Origin of the sequence: Comamonas antarctica (assembly GCF_013363755.1) — a bacterium.
Classification (GTDB): domain Bacteria; phylum Pseudomonadota; class Gammaproteobacteria; order Burkholderiales; family Burkholderiaceae_C; genus Comamonas; species Comamonas antarctica.
This window is the reverse complement of sequence record NZ_CP054840.1, coordinates 200,001-216,094: the sequence shown is the minus strand read 5'-3', so window position 1 is coordinate 216,094 and position 16,094 is coordinate 200,001. Positions and strand designations below refer to the sequence as shown.

Annotated in this window: 8 protein-coding genes, 2 tRNA genes and 5 rRNA genes (1 of these 15 only partly in view); 4 read left to right on the top strand and 11 right to left on the bottom strand. The window is 58.5% G+C overall.

Features of this window, described 5'->3' with window-relative positions:
- Positions 1-34: 34 nt before the first annotated feature.
- From HUK68_RS00995 to HUK68_RS00980, 4 genes are all read right to left on the bottom strand, one after another.
- Positions 35-715 (bottom strand): SPOR domain-containing protein, encoded by a 681-nt coding sequence (locus HUK68_RS00995; protein WP_175502511.1) that lies wholly within the window; start codon positions 713-715, stop codon positions 35-37.
- Between the two features lie 12 nt (positions 716-727).
- Positions 728-2,425 carry an arginine--tRNA ligase gene (argS, locus tag HUK68_RS00990; RefSeq protein ID WP_175502510.1) on the bottom strand — a complete coding sequence of 566 codons (1,698 nt, stop codon included), beginning with the start codon at positions 2,423-2,425 and terminating at the stop codon, positions 728-730.
- A 239-nt stretch (positions 2,426-2,664) separates the two neighbouring features.
- A complete protein-coding gene (locus HUK68_RS00985; RefSeq protein ID WP_175502509.1) occupies positions 2,665-3,111 on the bottom strand; it encodes a DUF2214 family protein in 447 nt (148 codons plus the stop codon).
- Positions 3,108-4,043 (bottom strand): LysR family transcriptional regulator, encoded by a 936-nt coding sequence (locus HUK68_RS00980; protein ID WP_175502508.1) that lies wholly within the window; start codon positions 4,041-4,043, stop codon positions 3,108-3,110. Before HUK68_RS00980 ends, HUK68_RS00985 begins: the two co-directional genes overlap by 4 nt.
- 191 nt (positions 4,044-4,234) lie before the next feature.
- Here HUK68_RS00980 and HUK68_RS00975 point away from each other — a divergent pair, with 191 nt between their 5' ends.
- From HUK68_RS00975 to HUK68_RS00960, 4 genes are all read left to right on the top strand, one after another.
- Positions 4,235-6,430: a malate synthase G gene (locus HUK68_RS00975; protein ID WP_175502507.1), complete on the top strand. Its 2,196-nt coding sequence runs from the start codon at positions 4,235-4,237 to the stop codon at positions 6,428-6,430.
- Between the two features lie 189 nt (positions 6,431-6,619).
- Positions 6,620-6,850 carry a cysteine-rich CWC family protein gene (locus HUK68_RS00970; protein WP_175502506.1) on the top strand — a complete coding sequence of 77 codons (231 nt, stop codon included), beginning with the start codon at positions 6,620-6,622 and terminating at the stop codon, positions 6,848-6,850.
- A 27-nt stretch (positions 6,851-6,877) separates the two neighbouring features.
- Positions 6,878-7,066: a 4-oxalocrotonate tautomerase gene (locus HUK68_RS00965; RefSeq protein WP_175502505.1), complete on the top strand. Its 189-nt coding sequence runs from the start codon at positions 6,878-6,880 to the stop codon at positions 7,064-7,066.
- A 198-nt stretch (positions 7,067-7,264) separates the two neighbouring features.
- On the top strand, positions 7,265-8,050 hold the full coding sequence (locus HUK68_RS00960) for a class II glutamine amidotransferase (protein ID WP_175502504.1): 786 nt from the start codon (positions 7,265-7,267) through the stop codon (positions 8,048-8,050).
- 129 nt (positions 8,051-8,179) lie between these two features.
- On the opposite strand, the gene rrf (HUK68_RS00955) is transcribed toward HUK68_RS00960, so the two are convergent.
- The 7 genes from rrf (HUK68_RS00955) to HUK68_RS00925 form a co-directional block, all read right to left on the bottom strand.
- Positions 8,180-8,292: ribosomal RNA gene (gene rrf, locus HUK68_RS00955) — 5S ribosomal RNA — on the bottom strand.
- Positions 8,293-8,418: 126 nt separating this feature from the next.
- A 23S ribosomal RNA gene (locus HUK68_RS00950) occupies positions 8,419-11,295 on the bottom strand.
- Between the two features lie 400 nt (positions 11,296-11,695).
- A tRNA-Ala gene (locus tag HUK68_RS00945) sits at positions 11,696-11,771 on the bottom strand.
- 132 nt (positions 11,772-11,903) lie between these two features.
- Positions 11,904-11,980: transfer RNA gene (locus HUK68_RS00940), tRNA-Ile, on the bottom strand.
- Positions 11,981-12,054: 74 nt separating this feature from the next.
- Positions 12,055-13,587, bottom strand: a 16S ribosomal RNA gene (locus HUK68_RS00935).
- Positions 13,588-13,923: 336 nt separating this feature from the next.
- Positions 13,924-14,036, bottom strand: a 5S ribosomal RNA gene (rrf, locus tag HUK68_RS00930).
- A 125-nt stretch (positions 14,037-14,161) separates the two neighbouring features.
- Positions 14,162-16,094 (bottom strand): 23S ribosomal RNA (locus HUK68_RS00925) (it continues 944 nt past the right edge of the window).
- Together the 16S, 23S and 5S rRNA genes with 2 tRNA genes alongside form the textbook arrangement of a ribosomal RNA operon.

The following is a 16,094-nucleotide window of genomic DNA, read 5'->3' as shown; positions in this document are numbered from 1 at the left end:
TCTGATGGGTCAGAGGGTTTGCGCGCCGAAAAGTTCAGCGCTGCACACGCACCAATGCGGAATCCACGCCCGCGCCTTCGAGCTTGCCCTTGAGCTGCTCGGCGTCGTCGCGCTTGCCGAACGGGCCCACGCGCACGCGGAACACCGTGCGGCCGTTCTGCTCGCGCTCGCTCACGCGCGACTCCCAGCCCAGCATCGCCAGCTTGGCGCGCTGCGCTTCGGCGTCGGACGGACTGCGGAAGGCGCCAGCCTGCACGAAGTAGTTGAAGCTCTCGGCCGCGCTGGCTTCGGCCGACTTGGCTTTGACCAGATCGCCCAGCGGATCGCTGGACGCCGTCTTGCCCGGCGTCTTGGCGTCAGGCTTTGCCGCGGTGGCCGCAGTCACCGGCGCCACCGGCTGGCTCGTCGCCTGCGCATCGGCCGGCGCCGGCGCCACGCCGTCGGCCGCGGGCGTCACCGCACCGCCGACCGCCGTATCCGGCGCGGCCGGCACGGTGATGCGCGCCGGGTTCTTGCCGTACAGCGGAGAGTTCGGGTCCCAGTCCTTGTTCTTCCTGGCTTCGGCCGCATCCTGATCGGCATTCTTCGCGCCCTTGCTGAGAAATGGCACCGGGACCTTGCTGACATACACCGCCACGCCCAGGGCCGCGCCCAGGCCGACGATGATGCCAAGAATGATGCCGAGAACGGTGCCGCCGCGTTGCTGTTTCTTCATGGTGTGAGAGGTTTACATGCGTTCTGGAGCGGACACGCCCAGCACTGCCAGGCCATTGTGCAACACCTGGCGGGTCGCGCTGATCAATGCCAGGCGTGCCAGCTTCACGGCCTCGTCGTCGACCAGGATGCGTTCCGCATCGTAGTAGCTGTGGTAGGCCGCGGCCAGGTCGCGCAGGTAGAAGGTCACGTCGTGCGGCGCATTGCCCTGCGCTGCGGCGGTGAGCATGTCGGGGTACTTGGCCAGCTGCAGCATCAGCGCCTGGGCCTGCGGGCCTTCGAGCGCCGACAGGTCCACGTCCTTCAGCTGGGCCGCATCGCCGCCCCAGGCCTTGAGCACCGAGCAGATGCGCGCATGCGCGTACTGCACGTAGTAGACCGGGTTGTCGTTGTTCTGCGCCACGGCCAGATCGACGTCGAAGGTGTACTCGGTATCGGGCTTGCGGCTCAGCAGGAAGAAGCGCACCGCGTCCTTGCTGGTCCACTCGATCAGGTCGCGCAGCGTCACGTACGAGCCCGCGCGCTTGCTGATCTTGACCTCCTCGCCGCCGCGCACCACGCGCACCATGGTGTGCAGCACGTAGTCGGGGTAGCCCAGGGGAATGCCCTCGTCGGCGGCCTGCAGGCCGGCGCGCACGCGCGCAATCGTGCCGTGGTGGTCGGTGCCCTGGATGTTGATGACCTTGGTGAAGCCGCGCTCCCACTTGGCGATGTGATAGGCCACATCGGGCACGAAGTAGGTGTAGCCGCCATCGCGCTTGCGCATCACGCGGTCCTTGTCGTCACCGTAGTCGGTCGACTTGAGCCAGAGCGCGCCATCGAGCTCGTAGGTGTGGCCCTTGGCGATCAGGCGCTCGACGGTGCGTTCCACGCGGCCCGACGTGTAGAGGCTGGACTCGAGGTAGTACTCGTCGAAGCGCAGGTTGAATGCCTGCAGGTCCTTGTCCTGCTCGTTGCGCAGGTAGGCCACCGCGAACTGGCGGATGTTGTCCAGGTCTTCCACGTCGCCATTGGCGGTGAACTCGCGGTCATCGGCCTTGACGGTCTTCTTGGCGAGGAAGTCGTTGGCGATGTCCTGGATGTAGTCGCCGTTGTAGAACGCCTTGCTGGCCGGGTTCTCGGGGTCGACAGGCCAGCAGTCGTCGCCGGGCTTGAAGCCCTTGGCGCGCAGCTGCGTGCTGTTGGTGAGCGTCTGGATCTGCACGCCCGCGTCGTTGTAGTAGAACTCGCGGTGCACGTCCCAGCCCTGGGACGTGAACAGGTTGCACAGCGCATCGCCGAGCGCGGCCTGGCGGCCATGGCCCACGTGCAGCGGGCCCGTCGGGTTGGCGGAAACGAATTCGACCAGCAGCTTCTCCGTGCGCCGCGGCTGGAAGCCAAAGCTTTCGCCGCCCGTCAGCACTTCACGCACGATTTCCTGCTTGGCCGCGGGCTTGAGGCGCACGTTCAGAAAGCCGGGACCGGCAATCTCCAGCGCATCGACCCAGCGCGTGAACGCCGGCGTGGCCATCAGCGCATCGCTGAGCGTCTGCGCCAGCTGCCGTGGATTTTGCTTGGCGGCCTTGGCCAGCTGCATCGCGGCGGTGCAGGCGTAATCGCCATGCGCGGCCACCTTGGGGGATTCGAAAGCGGCGCGCGCACCGGCGCCGGGCGACAATTTTTCCAGCTCGGCGGCCAGGGCCGCGAGCAATTCCTGTTTGACGGAGAGCATCGGCGGATTTTACGTGCCCGCCCCGCTTTGTGCCGTGAGCCAGGATTCGACCGTGTGGCATATGTGCGTCAGCACCTCGGCGCCATTCCCACCCCGGTTCCCGTTTTAGGTTCCCGTTCGCCCTGAGCTTGCGTGCGCGGCCCGGTCGAAGGGCCGCCGCGCACCCTGAGCCTGCCGAAGGGCCTGAGCTTGCCTAGGCGGCCCCGTCGAAGGACAGCAAAAACGGGCGTATGACCCGCCTACATCCCCCGCGCCCAGAACACCGCCACCACCGCAATCACCGGCACCAGATGCGCCTGCACCATGATCCAGCGGCGCGTGCCGGCCACCTCCTGCGCGTCGGGCAGCGCCTGGCCTTGCGACAGGCCGCGCACCCAGCGGCGGAACGCCAGCGACGGCTTGATCGAGATCAGCGCCACCAGCACGAACAGCGTCATCTTCACATGGAACAGCGGCTGCGAGACATACCACGACACGCCCTTGGTGCCCCAGTAAAGGCGTGCCAGCCCGGTCAGCAGCAGCAGCGCCGCGGCCACCAGGTAAATGATGTCCAGCCGTGCGAGCCGGCGCACGACCGCGGCATTCATCCATTCGCTGCGGCACAGCGCCGCCTGGCTCGACAGGAAGACCACCAGGGTCAGGATGGCGAGAATGTGCAAGGCCGCGAGCGTGGCTTCAAGGGTCATGGGGCAACTCCGTTTTTCCAGAATTCAGCTTGTTGGTAATGGTATTTCAGGTAGTCGATCCACAGCCGCACGCGCAACGGCATGTGCTTGCGCTGGGGAAAAACCACATAGATGCCGTTGGGCGGCGCGGCAAACTCCTCGAGCACGGGCACCAGCCGGCCGGCCGCGATCTCGGCTTCGACCTCCCAGGTGCTGCGCCAGGCAATGCCCCAGCCGCCCAGGCACCAATCATGCAGCACCTGGCCATCCGAGCAATCGAGCGGGCCTCCCGACTTGAAATGCACGACGTCGTGCGTGCTCTGGTCGGGCTGCGGGATGCGAAAGGCCCAGCCCCGGGTCTGCGACGCATCGCTCGACAGCGTGAGACAGTCGTGCTGCGCGAGTTCGCTGGGATGCTTCGGGATACCGCGTTTTTCGAGATAAGCCGGCGTGGCCACGCACAGCCGCCGGTTGTCCGCGATGCGCACGCTCACCAGCGACGAATCGGGCAGGTCGCCGACGCGCACCGCGCAGTCGAAGCCCTCGCCGGCAAGATCCACCACGCGGTCGCTCAGGTTCAGCGAGATCGTGACCTCGGGATGCAGATCGCGAAAGCGCGGCACCAGCGGCGCGACATGGCGCCGGCCAAACCCCGCGGGCGCGGTGATGCGCAAGTGTCCCGTGGCCTTGACCCCGCCCGCCGAGACGCTGGCCTCGGCATTGGCCACGTCGGCCAGCAGCCGCTGGCAGTCCTCGAGAAACGCACTGCCCTCGTGGGTCAGCAGAATGCGCCGCGTGGTGCGCAGCATCAGCTTCACGCCCAGATGCTCTTCGAGCGCGTCGAGCCGCCGCCCCATGATGGCCGGGGCCACGCCTTCCGCCTTGGCCGCGGCCGTGAGGCTGCCCTTGGTGGCCACCGACACAAATGACTCGAACGCCTTGAGTTTGTCCATGCTGCGATTATGGAGACAAAGCCTTACAGCAGTGTGCAGAACCTGGGCGCAGCCGTATGCCATGGACTGGCATCCACTTTTGCGTAAAAGTCATGAGTTTTGCACTTTTGAAGCGGTTTATGAACACAAACAATTCAAATACAGTGTCTTCATCTTCCGCGCATCCATTTTTCCCATCCGAGGTTTATTCCATGACCGACCGCACCACCGTCCACGGCCTGCAAGTGGCCAACGAACTGCACCAATTCATCAATGACGAGGTGCTGCCCGGCACGGGCGTGGCGCCCGATGCGTTCTGGCAAGGCTTCGACACCCTGGTCAATGATCTCGCCCCGCGCAATGCCGCGCTGCTGGCCGAACGCGATCGCCTGCAGACGGAACTGGACACCTGGCACAAGGCGCACCCCGGCCCGATCACCGACATCGCCGGCTACCGCGCTTTCCTGAGCCAGATCGGCTATCTGGTCGAGCCGCCGCAGAACGTGCGGGCCACGACCACCGGCGTCGATGCCGAACTCGCGACCCAGGCCGGCGCGCAGCTGGTGGTGCCCATCCTGAACGCCCGCTACGCGCTCAACGCCGCCAATGCGCGCTGGGGCTCGCTGTATGACGCGCTTTACGGCACGGATGCGATCAGCGAAGCCGATGGCGCCGAAAAGGGCCGGGCCTACAACCCCGTGCGCGGCGCCAAGGTCATAGCCTTTGCGCGCAACGTGCTGGACCAGTCCGCGCCGCTGGCCACGGGCTCGCACCAGAAGGCCACCCGTTACGCCGTGGTCAACGGCCACCTGAGCGTCACGCTCGAGGGCGGCCTGAGCACCGGCCTGCAGGACCCGTCGAAGTTCGTCGGCTACCAGGGCAGCGCCGACGCGCCCTCCTCGGTGCTGCTGAAGAACAACGGCTCGCACCTCGACATCCGCATCGACCCCAACACGCCCATCGGCAAGACCGATGCCGCAGGCGTCAGCGACCTGGTGCTTGAAGCCGCGCTGTCGACCATTCTCGACCTCGAAGACTCGATTGCCGCCGTCGATGCCGCAGACAAGGTCCTGGGCTACCGCAACTGGCTCGGCATCCTCAAGGGGACGCTGACCGAATCCTTCGACAAGGGCGGCAAGACGGTGACCCGCGGCTTGAACGCCGACCGCGAATACACCGGCGCCGACGGCCAGCCGCTCAAGCTGCACGGCCGCTCGCTGATGTTCCTGCGCAATGTCGGCCATCTGATGACCAACCCGGCCATCCTCTGGGGCGCCGAAGGCAAGGAAATTCCCGAAGGCATCATGGATGCGGTGGTCACCACCGCCATCGCGCTGCACGATCTCAAGGGCCTGGGCACGCCCGGCATCCGCAACAGCCGCGAAGGCTCGGTCTACATCGTCAAGCCCAAGATGCATGGCCCTGCCGAGGTGGCGTTCGCCGACGAACTGTTCGGCCGCGTCGAACAGATCCTGGGCCTGCCGGCCCACACCGTCAAGCTGGGCATCATGGACGAGGAGCGCCGCACCAGCGTCAATCTCAAGGCCTGCATTGCCGCCGCCGCCGCGCGCGTGGCCTTCATCAACACCGGCTTCCTGGACCGCACCGGCGATGAAATGCACACCGCCATGTATGCCGGCCCGGTGGTGCGCAAGGCCGAGATGAAAACCAGCGCCTGGCTGCCGGCCTATGAGCGCAACAACGTGCTGGTCGGTTTGGGCATGGGCCTGCGTGGCCGTGCGCAGATCGGCAAGGGCATGTGGGCCATGCCCGACCTGATGGCCGACATGCTGGTGCAGAAGATCGCCCACCCCAAGGCGGGCGCCAACACCGCCTGGGTGCCCTCGCCCACGGCCGCCACGCTGCACGCACTGCACTACCAGCAGGTGGATGTCGCGGAAATCCAGGCCCAGCTGGAAAAGACCGATGCCGATGCCGAACGCGATACCCTGCTGGCCGGACTGCTGCAGGTGCCCGTGGTTGCCGAAGCCCGATGGACCGACGCCGAGAAGCAGCAGGAACTCGACAACAACGTGCAAGGCATCCTGGGCTACGTCGTGCGCTGGGTCGACCAGGGCGTGGGCTGCTCCAAGGTGCCCGACATCCACAACGTCGGCCTGATGGAAGACCGCGCCACGCTGCGCATCTCCAGCCAGCACATCGCCAACTGGCTGCTGCATGGCGTGGTGAGCGAAGCCCAGGTACGCGCTACCCTGGAACGCATGGCCGCCGTGGTCGACCAGCAAAACGCCGGCGACCCGCTGTACCGCCCCATGGCCGGCCATTTCGATACCTCCTACGCCTACCGCGCCGCCTGCGACCTGGTGTTCAAGGGCCTGGAGCAGCCCTCGGGCTACACCGAACCGCTGTTGCACGCCTGGCGCCTGAAGGTCAAAGCCGCGGCCTGACGCGGCCCGGCCTGACGCGGCCCGGCCTGACGCGGCCCGGCCTGACGCGGCACGAGAGTCATTGTCCCATTCGCCTTTTCTGAATCCGTTCGTCCTGATCCTGAGCTTGCCGAAGGATCGAAGGATGAACGGCCATTCCTCAAAAGTGCATCGCGCCGCATTGCCTCAGTCAGCAGTCTACACTGCCGTATGCCCCGCTCCGCCCCGCCCATCGACCCCACCCGCTGCCCCCTGTGCGGGCGCAGCAACCAATGCGCGGCCAGCGCGGCGCTGCCACCCGAGGATTGCTGGTGCATGAGCACGCCGATTTCACCCGCTGCGCTGGCGCAGATACCTGACAGCGTGCGCAACCAGTCCTGCCTCTGCCCGGCCTGCGCCGCACTGCTGCCACTGCCCGGCGCAGACCCGGCGCCGATATGATGCTTGTTTTTTCTCCAGGAGTTTTTCATGCCCACCTACCACATTGAAATGATGGAAGGCCGCACCATCGAACAGAAGAAGAAGCTGGTCGCGGAAATCACCCGCGTCAGCGTCGAAGTGCTTGGCGGCTTGCCCGAGTCGGTCGATATCCTGATCACCGATGTCAAGCGCGAGAACTGGTCCACGGGCGGCGTGCTCTGGTCGGAACGCAGCTGAAGCCAAGCCATCGTTCCGGCGCAATGCCGGGACTTCACCGCCGCGTCCTGCGGCGGCTTCCGCGGAGGCGGCAACACCTGACCTGCCCCGCTCCCGCACTATCTTCGCGTCTTGCACGCTTTTTGCGCACAGAAGCCGCCACAGAAGTTAGGCTATAGGCTCGACACGCCTTCTTTCTTGTTTTCCCCGATCTCACCCATGTGCCAGCTTCTTGGAATGAATTGCAATACCCCGACCGATGTGCGCTTCAGCTTCAGCGGCTTTGCACAACGCGCGGGCAATACCGGCGATCACACCGATGGCTGGGGCATCGCATTCTTCGAGGAGAAGGGCCTGCGCCACTTCGTCGATCACCAACGTGCGGTCATCTCGCCCGTGGCCCAGCTGATCCGCGAGTACCCGATCAAGAGCTGCAATGTCATTGCGCATATCCGCAAGGCGACCCAGGGCGTGACGAGCCTGCAGAACTGCCACCCCTTCGTGCGTGAGCTCTGGGGCCGCAACTGGGTGTTTGCGCACAACGGCGACCTGAAGCTGTATGCCCCCAAGCTGCACAGCCATTTCCACCCCGTGGGCGACACCGACAGCGAACGTGCTTTCTGCTGGATCATGCAGGAGCTATGGAAGTCGCACGCCGGCCTGCCCAGCATCGAGGAACTGACCCACACGCTGCGCGAACTCGCGGCCCGCATCGCACCGCACGGCACCTTCAATTTCCTGCTGTCCAATGGCGAGGCCCTCTGGGCCCATGCCACCACGTCCCTGTGCTACACCGAGCGCCGCTACCCCTTCGCCCATGCCCACCTTGCTGACGAAGACCTGAGCGTGGATTTCTCTGCGGAAACCACGCCCAACGACAAGGTGGCCATCATCGTCACCGCGCCCCTGACCAAGAACGAGGAATGGACGTACTTCCAGTCCGGTGAACTCAAAGTGTTTGTGAATGGCGTCTGCCTGCCGCAGCCATCCGCCACACCCCGTTGAAAAGCTTCACGCAAGAAAAAGAGAGCGCGCAGCGCTCTCTTTTTTTGTCTTCATGGAAGTTCGGCGATTGCGCCGGAAAAAACAAAACCCCCAGGCCTTTGGGGCGCTGGGGGTTTGCTTGCTGTAAGAGCCTGACGATGACCTACTTTCACACGGGAACCCGCACTATCATCGGCGCAAAGTCGTTTCACTGTCCTGTTCGGGATGGGAAGGAGTGGTGCCAACTTGCTATTGTCATCAGGCATAACTTTTTGCTTTGGCGCTCAGTTTGTCGAGCGCTTCAGCGAATTCATAGAGCTAGAAATCAGATTATATTTTGATTGCGCCTGGCATAACTGTCTTCGATCCGCTTTTGGGATCAAAGTTATAGGGTCAAGCCTCACGAGCAATTAGTATTGGTTAGCTTAACGCATTGCTGCGCTTCCACACCCAACCTATCAACGTCCTGGTCTCGAACGACTCTTCAGGGGGGTCAAGCCCCCGGCAGATCTCATCTTGAAACGAGTTTCCCGCTTAGATGCTTTCAGCGGTTATCTCTTCCACACTTAGCTACTCGGCAATGCCACTGGCGTGACAACCGATACACCAGAGGTGTGTCCACTCCGGTCCTCTCGTACTAGGAGCAGGCTTCCTCAAATCTGCAGCGCCCACGGAAGATAGGGACCAAACTGTCTCACGACGTTTTAAACCCAGCTCACGTACCTCTTTAAATGGCGAACAGCCATACCCTTGGGACCGACTACAGCCCCAGGATGAGATGAGCCGACATCGAGGTGCCAAACACCGCCGTCGATATGAACTCTTGGGCGGTATCAGCCTGTTATCCCCAGAGTACCTTTTATCCGTTGAGCGATGGCCCTTCCATACAGAACCACCGGATCACTATGTCCTGCTTTCGCATCTGCTCGACTTGTCAGTCTCGCAGTTAAGCACGCTTATGCCATTGCACTATCGTCACGATGTCCGACCGTAACTAGCGTACCTTCGAACTCCTCCGTTACGCTTTGGGAGGAGACCGCCCCAGTCAAACTGCCTACCATGCACTGTCCCCGATCCCGATAAGGGACCTAGGTTAGAACCTCAAACACACCAGGGTGGTATTTCAACGTTGGCTCCACGAGAACTAGCGTCCTCGCTTCAAAGCCTCCCACCTATCCTACACAGATCTGTTCAAAGTCCAATACAAAGCTACAGTAAAGGTTCATGGGGTCTTTCCGTCTTTCCGCGGGGAGATTGCATCATCACAAACATTTCAACTTCGCTGAGTCTCTGGAGGAGACAGTGTGGCCATCGTTACGCCATTCGTGCAGGTCGGAACTTACCCGACAAGGAATTTCGCTACCTTAGGACCGTTATAGTTACGGCCGCCGTTTACTGGGACTTCAATCAAGAGCTTGCACCCCATCATTTAATCTTCCAGCACCGGGCAGGCGTCACACCCTATACGTCCACTTTCGTGTTTGCAGAGTGCTGTGTTTTTATTAAACAGTCGCAGCCACCGATTTTTTGCAACCGCTTTGGGCTCCCCTTGTACAGGATCACCTACTTGCGGCATACCTTCTCCCGAAGTTACGGTATCAATTTGCCGAGTTCCTTCTCCAGAGTTCTCTCAAGCGCCTTAGAATACTCATCTCGCGCACCAGTGTCGGTTTGCGGTACGGTCGTCAATAGCTGAAGCTTAGTGGCTTTTCCTGGAAGCTGGGTATCACTCACTTCGTCTGCAAGCAGACTCGTTATCACCCCTCATCTAAGCCCGGCGGATTTGCCTACCAGGCACGACTACAGGCTTGAACCAACATATCCAACAGTTGGCTGAGCTAACCTTCTCCGTCCCCACATCGCACTATTGATCGGTACAGGAATATTGACCTGTTTCCCATCAGCTACGCATCTCTGCCTCGCCTTAGGGGCCGACTCACTCTACGCCGATGAACGTTGCGTAGAAAACCTTGCGCTTACGGCGAGGGGGCTTTTCACCCCCTTTAACGCTACTCATGTCAGCATTCGCACTTCTGATACCTCCAGCATCCGTTACCAGACACCTTCACAGGCTTACAGAACGCTCTCCTACCACGTGCAATGAATTGCACATCCGCAGCTTCGGTAACTGGCTTAGCCCCGTTACATCTTCCGCGCAGGACGACTCGATCAGTGAGCTATTACGCTTTCTTTAAATGATGGCTGCTTCTAAGCCAACATCCTGACTGTTTTAGCCTTCCCACTTCGTTTCCCACTTAGCCAATTTTAGGGACCTTAGCTGGCGGTCTGGGTTGTTTCCCTCTTGAGTCCGGACGTTAGCACCCGGTGCTCTGTCTCCCAAGCTGTACTCTGCGGTATTCGGAGTTTGCATAGGTTTGGTAAGTCGCCATGACCCCCTAGCCTAAACAGTGCTCTACCCCCGCAGGTAATACTTGAGGCACTACCTAAATAGTTTTCGGAGAGAACCAGCTATTTCCAAGTTTGTTTAGCCTTTCACCCCTATCCACAGCTCATCCGCTAATTTTGCAACATTAGTCGGGTCGGACCTCCAGTACCTGTTACGGCACCTTCATCCTGGCCATGGATAGATCACTTGGTTTCGGGTCTACACCCAGCGACTGATTCGCCCTATTCGGACTCGATTTCTCTACGGCTTCCCTATTCGGTTAACCTTGCCACTGAATGTAAGTCGCTGACCCATTATACAAAAGGTACGCAGTCACCCTTGCGGGCTCCTACTTTTTGTAAGCATGCGGTTTCAGGATCTATTTCACTCCCCTCCCGGGGTTCTTTTCGCCTTTCCCTCACGGTACTGGTTCACTATCGGTCGATTACGAGTATTTAGCCTTGGAGGATGGTCCCCCCATATTCAGACAAGGTTTCTCGTGCCCCGCCCTACTTTTCTCTAGCTTAGTACCGCTCGTCTGTTTTCGCATACGGGACTATCACCCACTATGGTCGGCCTTTCCATGCCGCTTTGCTAACAGTCGAGGTATCACTAGAAGGCTGTTCCGATTTCGCTCGCCACTACTTTCGGAATCTCGGTTGATGTCTTTTCCTCGAGCTACTTAGATGTTTCAGTTCACTCGGTTCGCTTCGCATACCTATGAATTCAGTATGCGATACCCTTGCGGGTGGGTTTCCCCATTCAGAAATCTCCGGATCAAAGCTTATTTGCCAGCTCCCCGAAGCTTATCGCAGGCTATCACGTCTTTCGTCGCCTGTAATCGCCAAGGCATCCACCACATGCTCTTAGTCACTTGACCCTATAACTTTGACGTCTCGTTAAAGACAATCGCGGTTGTATCAAAGACTGTGCGAGGTCTCTCACCTCGCGCGTTATGCCGTAATGTGAACATTCTTTTTGCTTCCACCGATTGCTCGGTGGGTTGTTAGAGAATGATTCGTCATTACTTAAGAAATAACAGAAGTTAAATCTTGTTTTGACGCAATCAAAAATGTCGTTAGCGGCACGGTCTGCACTAAACCTTTACGAATGTGCAGTTTCCGCTAACAACTCTGATTTCGACTCTATGAATTTTTAAAGAACAGCCGATGATCGTTAGATAACGATCAACAAAAAAGCAGTCTTTTTGAAAACTGCTTTTTTGTTGAGTCAAAAATTATAGCATGCTAAAAGCACGCTAAGAACAAACCCGAATCGAATGGTGGAGGATGACGGGATCGAACCGACGACCCCCTGCTTGCAAAGCAGGTGCTCTCCCAGCTGAGCTAATCCCCCGCTGGTTGTCTATAGCCGGCGTCCTGCGGCGTTGCTCGTCGCTCACACACGAGGTGTGTGCTTCGCTCCTCGCGCCTTGCAGGACTTGGCTCTAGCCAACCATCGTTTCAACCTCTACTTCGTTGGTGCAAATGGTGGGTCTAGTTGGGCTCGAACCAACGACCCCTGCGTTATCAACACAGTGCTCTAACCAGCTGAGCTACAGACCCTTTTGCGGAAAGTCACGAGGACTGTTCCAACAACCGATAAGTGTGGGCGTTCAAATTGGATTGCGGTTTTCCAGAAAGGAGGTGATCCAGCCGCACCTTCCGATACGGCTACCTTGTTACGACTTCACCCCAGTCACGAACCCCGCCGTGGTAAGCGCCCTCCTTGCGGTTAGGCTACCTACTTCTGGCGAGACCCGCTCCCATGGTGTGACGGGCGGTGTGTACAAGACCCGGGAACGTATTCACCGCGACATTCTGATCCGCGATTACTAGCGATTCCGACTTCACGCAGTCGAGTTGCAGACTGCGATCCGGACTACGACTGGCTTTATGGGATTAGCTCCCCCTCGCGGGTTGGCAACCCTCTGTACCAGCCATTGTATGACGTGTGTAGCCCCACCTATAAGGGCCATGAGGACTTGACGTCATCCCCACCTTCCTCCGGTTTGTCACCGGCAGTCCCATTAGAGTGCTCAACTGAATGTAGCAACTAATGGCAAGGGTTGCGCTCGTTGCGGGACTTAACCCAACATCTCACGACACGAGCTGACGACAGCCATGCAGCACCTGTGTTACGGTTCTCTTTCGAGCACCAAGCCATCTCTGGCGAGTTCCGTACATGTCAAAGGTGGGTAAGGTTTTTCGCGTTGCATCGAATTAAACCACATCATCCACCGCTTGTGCGGGTCCCCGTCAATTCCTTTGAGTTTCAACCTTGCGGCCGTACTCCCCAGGCGGTCAACTTCACGCGTTAGCTTCGTTACTGAGTCAGTGAAGACCCAACAACCAGTTGACATCGTTTAGGGCGTGGACTACCAGGGTATCTAATCCTGTTTTCTCCCCACGCTTTCGTGCATGAGCGTCAGTACAGGCCCAGGGGATTGCCTTCGCCATCGGTGTTCCTCCGCATATCTACGCATTTCACTGCTACACGCGGAATTCCATCCCCCTCTGCCGTACTCCAGCTATGCAGTCACAAATGCAGTTCCCAGGTTGAGCCCGGGGATTTCACATCTGTCTTACATAACCGCCTGCGCACGCTTTACGCCCAGTAATTCCGATTAACGCTTGCACCCTACGTATTACCGCGGCTGCTGGCACGTAGTTAGCCGGTGCTTATTCTTACGGTACCGTCATGGTCCCGGGGTGTTATCCCGGGACTTTTCGTTCCGTACAAAAGCAGTTTACAACCCGAAGGCCTTCATCCTGCACGCGGCATTGCTGGATCAGGCTTTCGCCCATTGTCCAAAATTCCCCACTGCTGCCTCCCGTAGGAGTCTGGGCCGTGTCTCAGTCCCAGTGTGGCTGGTCGTCCTCTCAGACCAGCTACAGATCGTCGGCTTGGTAAGCTTTTATCCCACCAACTACCTAATCTGCCATCGGCCGCTCCGTTCGCGCAAGGCCCGAGGGTCCCCTGCTTTCATCCGTAGATCGTATGCGGTATTAGCAAAGCTTTCGCTCCGTTATCCCCCACGATCGGGCACGTTCCGATGTATTACTCACCCGTTCGCCACTCGTCAGCCTCCGAAGAGCTGTTACCGTTCGACTTGCATGTGTAAGGCATGCCGCCAGCGTTCAATCTGAGCCAGGATCAAACTCTATAGTTCGATCTTGATTTTTTTGCTCTTTCGAGCGACTCATAAAAGAATTGAAGTGAACTTCACTTCTTCATGAGCATTTGTAGTGCAATGCACTAGTTCCAAAGAACTTGGCAATCGCCTTCAAACGCCCACGCTTATCGGCTGTATATTTTTAATGATCAGTGAAAATTTCTTTTCACCTGGCTCGCTGCGATCAGCGAAGCCTTGAATTCTAGCACAGCTTTCACTGCGCTCAAACGTCTTGCGTTTTCTTTTCACTTCGAAGGCATCAACCAGCTGGTTGTTCCTCTGAAGGGAAGAGAAAACGCCCAGTCGCTCGACTGGGCGTTTCTTGCTGTAAGAGCCTGACGATGACCTACTTTCACACGGGAACCCGCACTATCATCGGCGCAAAGTCGTTTCACTGTCCTGTTCGGGATGGGAAGGAGTGGTGCCAACTTGCTATGGTCATCAGGCATAACTTTTTGCCTTGGCGCTCAGTTTTTCGAGCGCTTCAGCGAATTCATAGAGCTAGAAATCAGATTATATTTTGATTGCGCCTGGCATAACTGTCTTCGATCCGCTTTGGGATCAAAGTTATAGGGTCAAGCCTCACGAGCAATTAGTATTGGTTAGCTTAACGCATTGCTGCGCTTCCACACCCAACCTATCAACGTCCTGGTCTCGAACGACTCTTCAGGGGGGTCAAGCCCCCGGCAGATCTCATCTTGAAACGAGTTTCCCGCTTAGATGCTTTCAGCGGTTATCTCTTCCACACTTAGCTACTCGGCAATGCCACTGGCGTGACAACCGATACACCAGAGGTGTGTCCACTCCGGTCCTCTCGTACTAGGAGCAGGCTTCCTCAAATCTGCAGCGCCCACGGAAGATAGGGACCAAACTGTCTCACGACGTTTTAAACCCAGCTCACGTACCTCTTTAAATGGCGAACAGCCATACCCTTGGGACCGACTACAGCCCCAGGATGAGATGAGCCGACATCGAGGTGCCAAACACCGCCGTCGATATGAACTCTTGGGCGGTATCAGCCTGTTATCCCCAGAGTACCTTTTATCCGTTGAGCGATGGCCCTTCCATACAGAACCACCGGATCACTATGTCCTGCTTTCGCATCTGCTCGACTTGTCAGTCTCGCAGTTAAGCACGCTTATGCCATTGCACTATCGTCACGATGTCCGACCGTAACTAGCGTACCTTCGAACTCCTCCGTTACGCTTTGGGAGGAGACCGCCCCAGTCAAACTGCCTACCATGCACTGTCCCCGATCCCGATAAGGGACCTAGGTTAGAACCTCAAACACACCAGGGTGGTATTTCAACGTTGGCTCCACGAGAACTAGCGTCCTCGCTTCAAAGCCTCCCACCTATCCTACACAGATCTGTTCAAAGTCCAATACAAAGCTACAGTAAAGGTTCATGGGGTCTTTCCGTCTTTCCGCGGGGAGATTGCATCATCACAAACATTTCAACTTCGCTGAGTCTCTGGAGGAGACAGTGTGGCCATCGTTACGCCATTCGTGCAGGTCGGAACTTACCCGACAAGGAATTTCGCTACCTTAGGACCGTTATAGTTACGGCCGCCGTTTACTGGGACTTCAATCAAGAGCTTGCACCCCATCATTTAATCTTCCAGCACCGGGCAGGCGTCACACCCTATACGTCCACTTTCGTGTTTGCAGAGTGCTGTGTTTTTATTAAACAGTCGCAGCCACCGATTTTTTGCAACCGCTTTGGGCTCCCCTTGTACAGGATCACCTACTTGCGGCATACCTTCTCCCGAAGTTACGGTATCAATTTGCCGAGTTCCTTCTCCAGAGTTCTCTCAAGCGCCTTAGAATACTCATCTCGCGCACCAGTGTCGGTTTGCGGTACGGTCGTCAATAGCTGAAGCTTAGTGGCTTTTCCTGGAAGCTGGGTATCACTCACTTCGTCTGCAAGCAGACTCGTTATCACCCCTCATCTAAGCCCGGCGGATTTGCCTACCAGGCACGACTACAGGCTTGAACCAACATATCCAACAGTTGGCTGAGCTAACCTTCTCCGTCCCCACATCGCACTATTGATCGGTACAGGAATATTGACCTGTTTCCCATCAGCTACGCATCTCTGCCTCGCCTTAGGGGCCGACTCACTCTACGCCGATGAACGTTGCGTAGAAAACCTTGCGCTTACGGCGAGGGGGCTTTTCACCCCCTTTAACGCTACTCATGTCAGCATTCGCACTTCTGATACCTCCAGCATCCGTTACCAGACACCTTCACAGGCTTACAGAACGCTCTCCTACCACGTGCAATGAATTGCACATCCGCAGCTTCGGTAACTGGCTTAGCCCCGTTACATCTTCCGCGCAGGACGACTCGATCAGTGAGCTATTACGCTTTCTTTAAATGATGGCTGCTTCTAAGCCAACATCCTGACTGTTTTAGCCTTCCCACTTCGTTTCCCACTTAGCCAATTTTAGGGACCTTAGCTGGCGGTCTGGGTTGTTTCCCTCTTGAGTCCGGACGTTAGCAC